Source organism: Embleya sp. L77, assembly GCF_055557415.1.
Genome location: NZ_CM145710.1, coordinates 3,117,390 through 3,131,957 on the forward strand (window position 1 = coordinate 3,117,390; position 14,568 = coordinate 3,131,957).

11 protein-coding genes and 1 pseudogene are annotated in these 14,568 nt (G+C 68.3%); 4 read left to right on the plus strand and 8 right to left on the minus strand.

Features of this window, described 5'->3' with window-relative positions:
- Window positions 1-389 precede the first annotated feature (389 nt).
- Window positions 390-764 (minus strand): hypothetical protein, encoded by a 375-nt coding sequence (locus ACZOOI_RS43030; protein ID WP_465282265.1) that lies wholly within the window; start codon window positions 762-764, stop codon window positions 390-392.
- A gap of 1,595 nt (window positions 765-2,359) precedes the next feature.
- A complete protein-coding gene (locus ACZOOI_RS43035) occupies window positions 2,360-2,854 on the minus strand; it encodes a hemerythrin domain-containing protein (RefSeq protein ID WP_465282266.1) in 495 nt (164 codons plus the stop codon).
- A gap of 689 nt (window positions 2,855-3,543) precedes the next feature.
- On the opposite strand from ACZOOI_RS43035, the gene ACZOOI_RS43040 reads away from it, so the two are divergent.
- Window positions 3,544-3,813 (plus strand): HGxxPAAW family protein, encoded by a 270-nt coding sequence (locus ACZOOI_RS43040; RefSeq protein WP_465282267.1) that lies wholly within the window; start codon window positions 3,544-3,546, stop codon window positions 3,811-3,813.
- A gap of 378 nt (window positions 3,814-4,191) precedes the next feature.
- On the opposite strand, the gene ACZOOI_RS43045 is transcribed toward ACZOOI_RS43040, so the two are convergent.
- The 6 genes from ACZOOI_RS43045 to ACZOOI_RS43070 all read right to left on the minus strand — a co-directional run bounded on the left by ACZOOI_RS43045 (window position 4,192) and on the right by ACZOOI_RS43070 (window position 12,393).
- Window positions 4,192-4,773: a cysteine hydrolase family protein gene (locus ACZOOI_RS43045; RefSeq protein ID WP_465282268.1), complete on the minus strand. Its 582-nt coding sequence runs from the start codon at window positions 4,771-4,773 to the stop codon at window positions 4,192-4,194.
- Window positions 4,770-6,134, minus strand: coding sequence for an MFS transporter (locus ACZOOI_RS43050; protein WP_465282269.1), 1,365 nt, complete (start codon window positions 6,132-6,134; stop codon window positions 4,770-4,772). Before ACZOOI_RS43050 ends, ACZOOI_RS43045 begins: the two co-directional genes overlap by 4 nt.
- A gap of 71 nt (window positions 6,135-6,205) precedes the next feature.
- On the minus strand, window positions 6,206-7,939 hold the full coding sequence (locus tag ACZOOI_RS43055) for a hydantoinase B/oxoprolinase family protein (RefSeq protein ID WP_465282270.1): 1,734 nt from the start codon (window positions 7,937-7,939) through the stop codon (window positions 6,206-6,208).
- The gene (locus ACZOOI_RS43060) at window positions 7,936-10,047 is read right to left on the minus strand and encodes a hydantoinase/oxoprolinase family protein (protein WP_465282271.1); all 2,112 of its coding nucleotides are present in this window, start codon (window positions 10,045-10,047) and stop codon (window positions 7,936-7,938) included. Before ACZOOI_RS43060 ends, ACZOOI_RS43055 begins: the two co-directional genes overlap by 4 nt.
- A gap of 179 nt (window positions 10,048-10,226) precedes the next feature.
- Window positions 10,227-11,363, minus strand: coding sequence for a pyridoxal phosphate-dependent aminotransferase (locus ACZOOI_RS43065; RefSeq protein WP_465282272.1), 1,137 nt, complete (start codon window positions 11,361-11,363; stop codon window positions 10,227-10,229).
- A 316-nt stretch (window positions 11,364-11,679) separates the two neighbouring features.
- The gene (locus tag ACZOOI_RS43070; protein WP_465282273.1) at window positions 11,680-12,393 is read right to left on the minus strand and encodes a GntR family transcriptional regulator; all 714 of its coding nucleotides are present in this window, start codon (window positions 12,391-12,393) and stop codon (window positions 11,680-11,682) included.
- Window positions 12,394-12,583: 190 nt separating this feature from the next.
- On the opposite strand from ACZOOI_RS43070, the gene ACZOOI_RS43075 reads away from it, so the two are divergent.
- The 3 genes and pseudogenes from ACZOOI_RS43075 (at window position 12,584) to ACZOOI_RS43085 (ending at window position 13,942) form a co-directional block, all read left to right on the plus strand.
- On the plus strand, window positions 12,584-13,180 hold the full coding sequence (locus ACZOOI_RS43075) for a hypothetical protein (protein ID WP_465282274.1): 597 nt from the start codon (window positions 12,584-12,586) through the stop codon (window positions 13,178-13,180).
- 93 nt (window positions 13,181-13,273) lie between these two features.
- Window positions 13,274-13,378, plus strand: a pseudogene (locus tag ACZOOI_RS43080) (IS3 family transposase); the annotation flags it as partial.
- Window positions 13,379-13,426: 48 nt separating this feature from the next.
- The gene (locus tag ACZOOI_RS43085; protein ID WP_465282275.1) at window positions 13,427-13,942 is read left to right on the plus strand and encodes a DDE-type integrase/transposase/recombinase; all 516 of its coding nucleotides are present in this window, start codon (window positions 13,427-13,429) and stop codon (window positions 13,940-13,942) included.
- Window positions 13,943-14,568: the final 626 nt, after the last annotated feature.

The following is a 14,568-nucleotide window of genomic DNA, read 5'->3' on the forward strand; positions in this document are numbered from 1 at the left end:
CGACTACAACGTGGGTCCCACCGGCCAACACGTGAACGATGGTTACGGCATGCTTACCGGCGGCGAGTACTTGCTCCGAGGTGGGGATCTTCCCTCCGCGCGGCCTTGCGCGGCCTTGTTCCGATGTTCGCCAGTTCCGACGTGAGCTTGTTCTTGATGACTCCCGGCTCGCCGCCCAGGCGTGTGCACGGCGCGTGCAGATTTGCCACACCGTTGACGTCCTGGATCATCTCGTCGATGAACTCAAACGCCAGGCCCTTCTTTGTCGACCACTCCGAGGCTGACATCCACGACGCCCGCACGCGGTCCGCCCATACCGCGGCCGGGACCCTCGCCCTTCAGACCTGGCCCTGCCGACCACGAGGGAAGGGGGTAAGGTCCGGCGCACCTCACTGGTTGGAATAGCTGACATCACCGACGCTCCAGGCGCTGATGTCCTCGATCGCGACGCGATACATTCCGCCCGTCTCGGGGATCCCGAGGCTGCCCTGCAGGACCCGGGCAAGATGGAAGTGGAGGTGCGTGGGCGCGGTGACGCGGCCGGGTTGGCCCGGCGTCCGGTCCACCGCGAAGACATCGGAGAACGGACCGAGGCGGTCCGAGTTCTTCAGGACCTCGGACACACGCTCCCGCCACACCGCTTCCGGGGCCAAACGGCCGGTGATGACGGCTCCGCCGACCACCACGGTCAACGACATCTGATTGCTTTGCCCGGACTCCACCATGGCGGAGATGCCCACGAGCAGCTCGTCAGGGTTCGACATGGAAGGCGATTCTATTCGGTACCCCGCCCAGGCGCACCGGTGGGACGCAGAATATCCACGCCCAGGGCAGCGAAGTCTCCCAGACCGGGATATTCACCGGATCGCTCGTGGCGGTGGGGGCTGTGGGCCCGTTGGATGTGGGGACTCATCCGATCCGGTGCGCGGTGCAGAGCCGGCCAAAGTCCGCACATCGACCGACCAGGAGGGCAGCGCTTGCCGCACAGGCTGCTCGTCGGGGTCGTGACGACCGTGGAGGTTGCGGCACGACCGGATGGGCAACGCCGCGCGGTGGACCGCGGACCGCGCCACCGCCCCGCGAGGGCACCGGTACATCGCACCCTCGACACCGACCTGGACGCTTTCGACGGCCCGTCGACCGAGCGCGCTGTGACGAACAGGCGCACCGACTGTGGCGGGACCCGAGCCGGCCCCGCTGCGAATGGTTCACCCTCGACGCGGGCCCCACCGGCCGACACGTCCACCTCGCAGCCCCAAACGGGCGCGTGTACACGTGGACCTTGTGACGTCTAGACACCTGACGGCGGATGACGCCGGCGCCGCCACCTGAACACCCTGCGTACCGTCATTTCCGGTGAACATCTTCGGAGTCTCGGATCGCCTACTGCCTCCCGAACCGGTGGACATACGCTGCTGCCGAAAGTGCACGAAGCCAGGTCCTCGGAGGCATAGAGGTGGGGCCGGCCACGGCGTTGCGTGGGCGAGCGTGTGGTGGGTCGAACACCGACCGCCCGCCCCACCACGCCACACTCGTCCACCCCTTCATCCGCTGGTTCCCGCTCGATCGAGCCCGCCGTGGGGCCACCCGGCGCAAGCACCCCGCCGTGGCCGCGTCCGACCGCCCTCGACATCGGCGTCCGCGCGGCCGCCCGTCGGTCGGGGCGACGCTCAGGAGAGTGTCTCGGCCAGTTCCTTGGCCGCGCGCAGGTCGACCTTGCCGGCGGGAGTGCGTGTGATGGCTTGCACGAGGTGGATCCGTTTGGGGCCCTTGTAGCCGGCGACCAGGTTCCGTGGGGACGACGTAGAACCCGTTGGTGGGGACGTGCGCGACCACGCTGATCGAGTGGTTCGCCTCGCCGGCGGCACAGGCGCCGGAGGCTAAGGTGCCGGCGGAGCCGACGGCCAGGGCGGTGAGGACGGTGACGGCGGTGATGCGGCGGGTTGTTGTCATACCGGGATCAACGGGCACCGGAGACCGAAAGTCACGCGGATCCCGTCGGCGCTCCACGCGTCGGACCCGTGGCGCGGGTAGCGGGCGGATCCGGGTCGCCCGGCACGTCCTGGTCACCACGCGACCACCGGGCCCGGGGGCCGGGCGGACGAGGCTGCGGGATCACACCGAACGGCCACGGGGCGCCGACCGCGACACCGGCCGACGCCCCGAGGCCGGCGGGCAGGCACGACCCCTGCGTACCCGCGGGATCCGGGTCGGGAGCCGTGCCACCCGCTCGCACGGTGCCGCGCGGGCCTGACCGTAGCGCCCGCGCGGCCGGTGGCTGGTCACGCGCAGGGCTGCTCGCCGTGAGGCGACCCCGACGGGAGGGGCCGTGGCAGATGTCTGCGCGGGGGCGCTGGGCTCACCGGCCGTTCACGATCGCCCGGACGTTGTCGATGTTTCCGCAGCCTGCCTCGAGGTGTTCGGCGCGCGCCTGGGTGAACGCGGTGCCGAGTTCTTCGCGGCGGTCCATGGCGACGTTGTCGCGGGCGCCATTGAGGATGGTGCGTTCCTCCTCGTCGGCGTGGTGGTTGACCTTCTCCACGAGTTTCTCCAACTTTTCGTCCCACTCGTCCGAGCCGACCCGGTCGACCTCGAGGAGGGCGAGGAGCGCCTTGTTGCCTTCCGCGTGTTCCTCTTCGCCGTGATCGACCTCTTCGTCGTCGATGTGCTTGTAGCGCTTGAGCGCCGGGTAGACCCGGGCTTCCTCCGCGAGGCCGTGCGCGATGAGCAGACCGGCGAACTCGGCCAGCGCGGCGGCCCGGTCGGCCTCGACGCTGCGCATGCGCCGAAGAAGTTCCTCCATCCGCCGGTGGTCCTTGAGGATGAGTTCGACGACGTCGCTCTGTGCGGCCACGACTGGTTCCTTCCGTTGCACGTCCGCATGACCGATTCGCCTGCGGAGACGTCGCACGGCTACCCGCCGGGACGGGGCGCATGCGGGCCGGGGGGCGACAGCGTCGATCACCCGTCGATGTGTCGCGTCCAGGGGCCGATCGTGCGTGAAGCGCACATGCACGCGAAGTATGGGTGGAACCAGGGGTGCGTGCGTTTCGCTGTCCGATACGTCCGGCCTTCAACGGCGACAGAAGAATTGCGATACCTGCTCCGAGATCGACCGACGGGTGAAACTTCCGGCCCGCCGTGTCTGCGCTGAAATTCGAATCGTCGCCCACCCGGTGTCAGTACCGCCGAGGCGCGTGCCACACCCACCTCGAACGCGATGCCGTAAGCCGGGTCGGGAAAGAGCAGCGCCAAGACCTGCGGCAGAAGTGGGGGGATGCGGGGCGCCCAGACCGGGCGACACATCGGTGCGCCACGCCACCGCATCCCGGCGCTCCGAACCGGCAACGCCCGCGGAAGACATTGGCCTGCACCGAAGGGGACTTCGCCTCGCCGGCATGGCCCGTGCCCGGCCGACATGGTTCGCGCAGGGTCGGGTAGAGGGCACCACCACACGAATCTGCGGGGCGGTCCCGGGCGGGGACATCGGAGTACCGATGGTTCTTTCGGGAGCCGGACCGGGGGATCGAAAGGGGGAAGCGGATGAACGCGCAGCACGGTACATCGGCGGCGTCGTGGACGGGGATCTCGGTGATCCTGGTGGGTGCCTTCCTCGGGGGTTTCGCCGTCGTCATCGCACGGCCGTGGTTGTTCGCCGTCGCGGTGGGCATCGCCGTGCTCGGTGTGGTCGTGGGCAAGGTGATGTCCGTGCTCGGGTACGGGGCGGCCCCCGGCTACCACCGGCCCGTCGACGAGGCGACACGGGACACATGGGCCGCGCAGCGACCCGTGCCCCCGGACACGGACGTCTGAGGGATCCCTTCCGCCGACCCGCGGCACGCACGGTTCCGCAGGGGTGTTCGGGCCGCGCCGCCGCGTGACGGCAGCTCTCGGCCCGTAGCCTCCTCGGGGCCTGCTCCGTGTCGGCGGCCGCGATGTCGGTGCCGACGGCCATGTCGCCCACTTCATGGTGGGCGCGCCGGGGTTCGGTGGCTTCCCACCGAACGAACCGCCTCCGGTGCCCCACGGTCGATCCGTGCGCCCCGGCCCGGGCCGGCGGTATGCTTCCCAGCCCGGTCGAGGCCGCGACACGTTCCGTCGGCCATGTGGCATGTCGTTGGTGCGCGTTGGCCCGTGCGGCACCCGGTTTCACCACCCGCACCGCACACGCACGCCGGACCGTCGAGATGCTCAGGCTTCCAGGCGGTGGTCCTCGATCCAGGCCTGGGAGGTCGTTACCCGGGCGCCCCGAGCAGGGAAGACACGCTCCATGAAGAAGTCGTGGACGTCCGGCTCGGCGTCGGCGCAGGCGTCGCTCACGACGGTGACGCGGTAGTCGAGGTCGAGTGCGTCGATGAGGGTTGCCGCCACCATCGCGCTGGTCGCGACACCGGTCAGGACGAGAGAGTCGACGTGCCCGGCCCGCAGCAGCAGGTCGAGGTCAGTGCCGGCGAAGGCGCTGGTCCGCCGCTTGCCCACGACGGCTTCGTCCGCCCGTGCCTTTAGCTCCGCGGCGATTTCGGTGGCCTCCGCCCCTTCGTGGAAAAGGTTCCCGGCCTGGTGGAACTGCTGGAACAGCGGGTTGTTCGCCGAGACGTCGGCGCCTGTGGGCCGCAGATGGGTGCGCACGAAGATCACGAGCAAGCCGTTGGCCCGCGCTGCGGGCAGCAGCGACAACAGAGCGGGAACGGGTTGCCGGGCGAAGGGATAGCTGACGAGGATGCCCTTTTGCATGTCACCGACGATCAAGGCCGGATTCGCCGGCACGATCATGCGATCTTCTCCTTCTCGGACAGCGGGAGCACCTGACGACTCGTTCCATCGTGCTCCGCTTTGCGCCCGGCGGTGAGGAGGATTGCCGCGCCTGCGACCATGATGAGCGCGATGGTCAGCAGAGCGTAGGTGTAGCTGCCGGTCGTGTCGGCGATGAAGCCGGTGAAGTAGGGGCCGACGAAGCCGCTGATGTTGCTCACCGAGTTGATCACAGCGATGCCCGAAGCGGCGGCCGCACCGGTCAGAGACAGCGGCGGCAGCCGCCAGAACTGGGGCATGGCCGTGTAGATACCGGAGACGCTGAGGCAGAACGACGCGATGAAGACGACGTTGTTGTGCGTGAACGTGGCCGTCACCAGGCCGACGATTCCGACGCCCATGGGAATCACGGTGGAGGACACCGCCGACATGCCTGAGGCGACCTTGGGCCAGACCGCCATGGCGATGATCGCGAACGCCGACGGGATGCCGGCCAGCAGCACACTGCTGACGTTCGACATGCCGGAGATGCTGCCGGTCAATGTGGAGATCATCGTGGGGAGGAAGAACGCGATCGGGTACAGGCCGAAGACGATGGTGAAGAAGGCCAGCGCCAGGGTCCACACCCGCGCGCTGGTGAGGGTCTGGCGCACGCTGGACAGCGCGCCACGCGCTTCCTGCTCGGATGTTTCCTGCGCGAGCCGGCGTTCGATGGCTTCCTTCTCGGCCGTCGTCAGCCACTTGGCGTCGCGGGGCTGGTCGGGCAGCATCGTGAAGACGAGGATTCCGGCGAGGAGGGTGATGGCCCCCTCGACCAGGAACAGCGATCTCCATCCGGCCAGTCCGGTGAGGCTCTGCCCCCAGGACAGGAGGGCGGCGGCCAGGGGCGAGCCGATGATGCCCGAGAGCGGAATCATCATGAAGAACGCCGACAGGGCCCAGGCCCGGTACCTGCGAGGAAACCAGCCGGTCAGGTACAGGAGGATGCCCGCGGCCAGTCCTGCTTCGGCGAAGCCGAGAAGGATCCGCATGGCGTAGAGCTGGCCGACGTTTTGCACCGCTGCCGTCGCCATCGTGACCGCGCCCCAGGTGACGAGGATGCGAGTGATCCACCGTCGTGCCCCGAACCGGCGCAGCATCATGTTGCTCGGCACCTCGACGAGGACGTAGCCGATGAAGAACAATCCGGAGGCCAGTCCCATCTGCGAGCTGGAGATGCCCAGGTCCTTGCTGAGGGGCGCAGCCATGTAGCCGAGATTGGCGCGGTCGATGTAGCTCATGACGTAGGCGATTCCGATGAACGGGATGATGCGTATGCCCACCTTGCGCCACAGCCGGCGCATGGATGGGTCGGTGGGGGCGGGGACGGTGACCTCGGCCATGACGGTGACCTCTTCTCAGGCGTGGTGCAGGGGATGCTCCGGGGCGCGGCCGGGCAGGGGAGAGCGGTCGCTCAGCGGTGGTGAGCGGAGCGGAGTTCCTGCGTGGCGGCGGTGTCGACGGTGCCGGTGGGCGTGATGACCACGCCGTAGTCGCGGGCCGCGCCGGCGACGGTCACTTTCTGGTCGAGTACGTCCTGCAGGACCCGGTCGGCTTCCCGGGTCAGGGCGCTGCCGTGACCTCCTCCGCCGGCGGTGACGTGGCGGTGGCGGTCGCCGGCGACCAGGGTCCGGATGACCTTGGTCGGCAGGATCTGCTCCTGCGGCGTTCCGGTGTTGAGGATGTTGGACGAGGGAGTTCCCGGTCCTCCTCCCGCAAGGCCGTAGGGGAGGTGCCGGCGCCGGTCCGAACGGATCTGTACCGAGGCCTCGGGGTGGAGGATCGTTATGTCGCGGAAGGTCGACAGGCCACCGCGCCACCTGCCCGGTCCGCCGGTGTCGGGGAGATAGCCGTAACCGTCGATGCGAAGGTGCCCGGACTGCTCGAGCTCCTCGATCGGCGTGTTGGCCAGGTTCGCACCGAGCGGGCTGATGCCGTCCACCCCGTCGCGGTCGGGTCTGGCCCCCCAGGCGCCGCACAGGACGTCCCACAGGACGGTGCTGGATCCGTCCTGCTCGGTGACGCCGATCGCGATGGAGTCGGGGCCGCCGTCGCCGGCGGCAGGGACTCGGTGCGGGAAGACCGGTGCCAGAGCGCCCAGGACGGTGTCGATGATGCGGTAGGCGACCAGGCCGCGTGCCCCGCGGGCAGACGGCCGTCTGCCGTTGAGGATGCTGCCTTCGGGGATGACGAACGTGAAGGGGCGGTAGAAGCCGCTGTTGGCCGGGATGTCGGATCCGAGGGCTCCCTGGATGGCGGCGTAGGAGGCGGACTTGGTGAACGAGGCGGTGGCGTTGAGCGCCGAGGCGACCTGCGGGGACGATCCGGTGAAGTCCAGGTGCAGGGCGTCGCCGACGATGTCGACGGTGACGCGGAAGGGGATGGGGGGCGAGCCGAGCCCGTCGTCGTCGATGTAATCCTCGAATGTGTAGCTGCCGTCGGCGGCTTCGGCGACTGCGGCACGCAGGAGGGTCTCGGAGTAGTCGAGGAGTTCGTCGATCAGCACAGCCAATTCGTCGGTTCCGTGGCGCCTGGCAAGTTCCTTCAGTCCTTCGCCGCCGGCGTGGCAGGCGGCGAGTTGCGCCTCGAGGTCACCGCGCAGCAGACCGGGCTCGCGTACGTTGCGCAGGATCAGGGCCAGGAACGTTTCGTTCAGTACGCCCGCTTCCACCAGGCGGGACGGCGGGATCTGGACGCCTTCGGCGAAGATGCTGGTGGACTGCACGGCCATCGATCCGGCGGCCCAGCCACCCACGTCGGCGTGGTTGACGACCGTGACCGAGTAGCCGATCAGTTCCTGCTCATCGGTGAAGACCGGCCCGACAGCGAAGATGTCGGGCAGATGCATACCGCCCAGGTCCGGATCGTTGAGGAGGTAGACGTCGCCGGGGCGGACGGTGTCCCCGAACGCGTCCAGGACGGCGCTCATGGCCTCGGGTATGGAACCGAGGTGCACCGGGCATGTGTTGGCCTGGGCGATGACACGCCCGGAGGCGTCGCACAGCGCGGCCGAGAAGTCCATGCTGGAGGCGACGATCTGCGAGTGGGCCGTACGCAGGATGGTGATCGCCATCTCGTCGGACACTCCTGTTACCGCGTTGCGGAACACCTCGAATGTGGCGGCGTTGCGGATGGGGTGCGGGCTCATGACGATTCCTTGGTGGCAGTGGTCCAGCGGATGACGATGTTGTCGAGGCTGTCGCGGTGCGCGGTGGCCCCCGGCGGCACCAGGGTCGTCGAGTCCATGTCCTCGACGACCAGCGGTCCGGGCACGCGGTGGGAGGGCAGTTCGGCGCGGGCGATGACCGGGGTGTCTTCCGTGCGGTCGAACCGGCAGGCCCGGGAATGGGCGGGGCGGGAGTGCTGCGGGAGCAGACGCAGCGCGCGGTCGATGGTGATGGGGTTGCGTACCGTGCCCCGCACGCGGATGTTGACGATCTCGATCAGCTCGTCACCGCCCGCGCGACCGTAGGTCCGGCGGTGCTCGGCGTGGAACCGCGTGCGGGCTCCGGCCATGAGGGCGGGTGTGACGGTGCCGTTGGGTACCACGATCGGGAGCTCGAACCTCTGGCCGTGGTAGCGCATGTCGAGGACCCGCTGCACATCGGCTTCTGCGCCCGGCGCGGCTTCCCGCAGCGCCCGGGTGATGTCCTCGGCCATACGGTCGAACTCGGCGGTGAGCACGCCGGGTTCGTCGAGTTGGGGGCGGTGGGGTGTGACCGACTCGCGGGAGGTGTCGGCCACGAGCAGGCCGAGGCTGCTGAACAGGCCGGTGTGCACGGGAACGATGACGGTGTCGATGCCCAGTTCCTTCGCCAGAGCGGCACCGTAGAGGGGGCCCGCTCCTCCGAAGGCCACCATGACCGCGTCCCGCGGGTCGCGGCCTCGTTCACTCGTGACGGCCTTGACGGCCTTCGTCATGTTGGAGACGGCGACCTCGTAGGCGCCGCGCGCGGCAGCGGGGATGTCGACGTCCAACTGTTGGGCGATGGTGTCGAGGGACTTCTCGGCGAGGTCCGGACGGATCGCCACCCGACCGCCGGCGAGGGACCGGGGACTGAGGTAGCCCAGGACGACATTGGCGTCGGTGAGGGTGGGATGGTCGCCGCCGTTGCCGTAGCACGCGGGGCCGGGCCGGGATCCCGCGCTTTCGGGACCGACCCTCAGGGAGCCTGCCGCGTCCACGGAGACGATGCTGCCGCCGCCGGCGCCCACCTCGGCGATATCGATGGACGGCACCCGCACGGTGTAGCCGGCGCCCCGGCCCATGCTTCTCGTGAGGTTCATTCCTCCGCCGACCTCGTAGTCGGCGGCGACGAAAGGCTCCCCGTTTTCGATGAGCGAGGCCTTGGCGGTGGTGCCGCCCATGTCGAACGCTACGACGGAGTCGAGGCCCATCAGTTGGGCGAGCTTCTGGACGGCGATGACGCCTGCGGCGGGGCCTGATTCGATGATCTGGACAGGCCGCTGCACCACGGACGCCGCGTCGAGGAGGCCGCCGCTGGACTGCATGATCATGAGGGGTTCGGTGATGCCCGCCGCGCGCAGCCCGTCGCTGAGCGCGCTGACGTAGTCGTGCACCTGCGGCCCGACGTAGCTGTTCACGACTGCGGTGCTGGTGCGCTCGAACTCCCTGATCTGCGGTGAGATGTCCACGGAGGCGGTGACGTAGACGCCGGGCAGCAGTTCGCGCAGCTCGGCTGCGACACGTTGTTCCTCATCCGGGCGGACATGGGAGTTGATCAAACAGACGGCGACGGCCTCGATGCCCGCCGCACGGATCCGATCGGCCAGGTCGGCCACCTCGGCGTTGTCCGCGGCGGGCCTGAGCGCACCGCTCGCGGTGATGCGCTGGTTCAGCTCGTAGCGGTGGCGGCGCGGTGCGAGGGGCACGGGCTTTTGCCAGGACAGGTCGTACAGCAGGGGGCGGCGCAGGCGGCCGAGTTCCAGGACGTCCCGGAAGCCTTTGGTGGTGACCAGCGCGGTGCGCGCGCCGCGCATTTCAAGGATCGCGTTGGTGGCCACGGTGGTGGCGTGCAGCATCGCGTGGACCTCATGCGTCTCGACGCCCGCGTCACCGAGCGCGGTGGCCGTCCCCTCCAGGACCGCGGTGCCGAAGTCGGGCGGAGTGGAGAGAACCTTGACGGGCAGGACGCGGCCGTCGGGCCCGAGGGCGATGACGTCGGTGAAAGTGCCGCCGATGTCGGCACTGACGCGCCAGCCTTCGTCGCGACCGGTCGTGGGTGCTCCTGACACGTTCGGCTCCTTCGGGGGTGGGCCTGGGTGACGCGGACGTCTCGCAGGCGGATGCGTGGGCTGGAGAATTGAGATCTCATAGGACTCCTCTGAGATCTTTTAAGAAAGCGAGATACAGAGCGCGTGCCCACAGTGGGGGAGGGACGCGAAGCAGCCGGGATTGCGGGTCCGGCGGGGGCTCAGGTGCGGCGGGCACCGGCGGTCAGGGAAGCCAGCCGGTCTGTGACTTCGGTGAGGCTGGCCGCGCTCCCGCCGTACAGCACGCGGGCATGGGTGGCCGGGCCCTGAAAGGCATCGCCTGCCAGAGCGGTGACACCATGGGACAGCAGCAGATCCTCCAGTGCGCGGCCGGCCACGCCGAGCGGGCCGAAGTCGACGAAGGCGAAGACTCCCGCGTCGGGCGGTGAGGTTCTCAGGCCCGCCTGGGCCAGGCCGGCCACCAGCAGATCGCGCCGCGAGCGCAGGGTCGCGAAGGAGGGTTCGATCCAGTCCTGCGGCCCGGTGAGGACGGCGACCGCGGCGGCCTGCGCGACGTCGCCCACGTTGATCACGTCCCATTCGAGTGCACGGTGGATCGGTTCCAGCAGGTGGGCGGGAGCGTTCACGTATCCCACCCGCCAGCTCGTGAAGGCGTAGTTCTTGCTGAGGCTGGTCACCGTGACCAGGTCGGGATGGCGGTCGCGCAGCAGCATCTGGGGCTGGTAGCCCGGGCCGTCCCATACGTAACGCTCGTAGGATTCGTCGGCCAGGACGATCAGGCCGTGCCGCGCCGCCACGTCCAGAAGCTGCTCAAGCCGCTCCCGACTGGGAAGGTAGCCGGTGGGGTTGTTGGGATTGCAGATCAGCAGCGCCCTGGTGGCGGGGGTGACGGCGGCCTCGACGGCCGCAGGGTCGTGGTCCCATCCGCGCTTCTCCTCCGACGGCACATAGACCGGGCGGACTCCCGCCAGCCGGATCATGCCGTCGAAGAAGTAGGTGGGGGCGGGCACGAGGACCTCGTCGCCCGGGTCCAGGAGGGCACGGAGGACCATGCTCATGCCATGTTGCGCTCCGTGGGTGATGAGCAGTTCGGCCTCCGGATCCACGTCGACCCCGAGGGTGATCCGCAGGTGATCGGAGATCGTTCGGCGCAGTTCGGCCGAGCCCCGGCTCCGGCGGGGGAAGACCTGGCCCGCCGCGATCCGGGCGGCCTCGACGACGTGTGCGGGCATCGGCAGCACCGGGACGCCGCCCATGGGGATCAGGTCGGCGCACGGCCCCGACGCGTCGAGCACGCGTTCGGCGAGTTCGAGGGCCGGCAGGCGTTGCAGAGGCATGGTGATTCCCTTCGGAGGCATTGAACGGCCGCAACGGGCGCCGTTCTGTCGGGGGCCGGCTCACCGGTGCCTCGGATACGGCGCCGCCTGGCCGGGGTTCTCTCCGAACCCGCTGAGCGCGAAGGCGGTAGCTCGAAGGTGCGGACTGGGGGGTGGAGCGTGCTGGTGTTCATGGCGGTCTCGCTGCACGTAGTGAGCGGACATCTCAGCGAATCGAACGCTGAGATCTCTAGTTAACTAACTGAGATCTCAGTTCATCACTGGGAAAACCTTCTGTCAACGGTTCCGGAACGTCTGGGGAACTCGTCGTCACGCGTCAGGACACCTGGATACTGGCCCCGGTGATCGAATCGCTGGACAGGAGCGCGCCGATGATGTGCTCCTGCGAGGTCCGCGTACGGGCGCTCATGGCCGCGCGGGCGGCCGCGGGGTCGCGCTCGCGGATGGCCTCCAGAATGGCGCGCCGCTGGTGTGCGGCCGTTGCCGAGAACGGTAGCGACTTCAAGGTGATCCGCAGGACGCGTTCCAACTCGTCGAAGGCACGGACGATCGACTGGGCCAGCATGTCGTTGCCGCAGCAGTTGGCGATGATGGCGTCGAACTCGAGGTTGGCCCGCAAGAAGTCGTCGACGCCGGCCGTGTCGCCCAACTCGTAGGATGCGCCCAGCAGTTTCTCCATGCGGGCCAAGCTCGGCTCCGGACAGCCGTGCTCCGCGGCCAGGCCCGCGGCCTCGGTCTCCAGGAGTTGCCGGAACGCACACAGGTCCCGGGTGCCCTTCACAGTCACCGGCAGGATGCGGTACCCCGATCGGGGCAGCGCCTGGACCAAGCCGTCGCGCTGGAGACGGGTCAGGGCTTCCCGGACGGGCATGGTGCCCGCACTCGTCAGGCGCGAAAGGTCGGTCTTGGTGACGTGTGCACCGGGTCGCAGCTCGAGTTCGATGATCTGCCGCTTGATCGCCAGGTAAGCGCGCTCCGTGGCATTCGAGCCGGCGTGATCGGTGCTGAGGATGGCCGGCAGATACTTCACCTGGCCATCCTAGCGCTGATGATCCCAGTTGGTATCTCTCAGATCTCAGAGGGTCTCGCCGGGGAGGGTAGAACGGGGACCCGTCCGCGCGGTTCGCGGAGAGCCCACGACCGGGAACCCATCGCCGCCCGTCTTCCGTCCACAGGAAACTATGCGCTGACCACCATTCATTGAAGGCCAGAAAACCGACATGCCCGACTGGTTGGTTATGTCGTTCGGGATCTTCACAGACAACCGCCAAGGAGGAATGATGGATTCCGCCGATCCGGCGTGGCTGCGCACCGAATATCAGGAAGAGGGGAGCATCGTCTTTGCCACCAACGTTGACCCGTCGGACCTGTTGCGAGCAGTGGGGGGCCCGGGAACGGTACTTCGGCCGCCCTCGCCCGACGACGTGCTTGATCCCCGTTGCTTTCCCGGTGGGATGATCCTCAGGGCCGGCCGCGCCGGGAACTGGTCGTATTGCTTCCATATGCTGGGCGTCGACGCCGCATCCGTCACCGCGTGGGCTTCCCGGAACGGCGAGGCCGTGTCCTTCATGTGGAATGTGAACGCACTCACGTGGATCGAGTACGCACAGTCCGGAAGTATCGAGGCGTCCTTCGAACCCGGGGTTTCCGGAGGTTTCTTCGCAGAAACGAATACTCCTCTCGTCGAGCTGCTTCGCACACACCACGAGGAGGACGAATCCTTCGCGGAACTCTTCAATCTGGCGTGTCGAGAACTCGGCATCCTTCTGACGCGATCGGATCTGCGTGAATCCGAATTCGCCACGCATACTCGCTGAGGTCTTCGTTGTGGGCGGTGGATGATCGAGGTGCCACGAAGGTTCCGGACAGGGACCCAATAGGGTTGTCCTGTAAGGAATCGAGGGGACGGCACCTACGGACATCGCCGCATCCACGCCCAGCTGCTGCGCTGGGGCGCCCCGGCCGGCCCGGAGCTGGTCCGCTGGATCATGCGCGCCCTGGACCTGGTGCCTTGTCAGCCTCGCCCGAGGCGACGGTCGCTGACCCAGCCGGAGTCCGCGCCCGTGCCGGACCTGGTCGGCCGCGACTTCAGCGCCCCGGCTCCCGGCGAAAAGCTCGTCGGGGACATCACCTACATTCCGACGGCCGAGGGATGGCTTCATCTGGCAACCGTCATCGACTGCTGCACTAAGGAAGTCGTCGGCTACGCGATGGACGACCACTACCGAACCCCGCTGATAGGGGCGGGGCCGCCGCAGGCGTGGCCCAGCGACTGCGTGCAGGATGTCGAGGCCGGCGACCTCGACGAACTCCACACCGTCCTGGGCGTCGTGGCCCGATACGGCGGCACCGTGCACGCTTCCACGACCGACCCGAGCCTGCCCCGGATGGCACCGATCGCAGAGTCGGTGTACGTCGTGCACTTCGACCTGCGCGCCGGTTCGGCGCCTTCTCGTCGGCCATATCGATCAGCTGGTCAAGCACGCCTCGAGCTGTACCCCGGCCGACGCCGTCCGCTTGGCGGCCGTCACCGTGGACCTTTCCGCCGCTCTGTGCGCGCACGAACCGGAATCCATTGACGCGCTGCCGACGGAGACACATCGCAGGGCGATGCAGGGCACAGATCCACGAGTTCATTCGGCGGCGCCTCGGCGACCCCACCCTCTCACCCGACACCATCGCCGCAGCCCACCGAATCTCCACTCGCCACCTCTACAAGCTCTTCCAGGAGCAGGGTCTTGCCGTGGTCGACTGGATCCGCAGAAGTCGGCTGGAGGCTGCAGAGACGATCTGGCCGATCCCGCCCTGCGTTCCCGCCCGGTCCTGGCCGTTGCGGCCAGATGGGGCTTCACGGACGGCGCCAACTTCAGCCGGCCTTTCGAGCTGCATACGGCATGCCTCCCGGGGAGTACCGAAACCTTCACCCTCCTGGAGCTGTGCGAGAACGGACAAGAACCGTGCAGGCCACGACAAGGACCTCCTGACCTTTTCTCGGCACGCTGGTTCCGGGGGCAAGCACCGATCCTCCCGACTGCGGACCGGCCTTCGTACAGGTGGCTTCGTTCACTTTCGGTTCGTCAGGTGACGAGCAGAAGCAGTCGATGACAACAGCGCACATGTCAGGACCGCCGCGCCACCGGTTTCCGGGAGCGCCTCACGGAAAGGAAGACCGATGCGTATTCGCAAGATCCTTGCCAGCGCAACG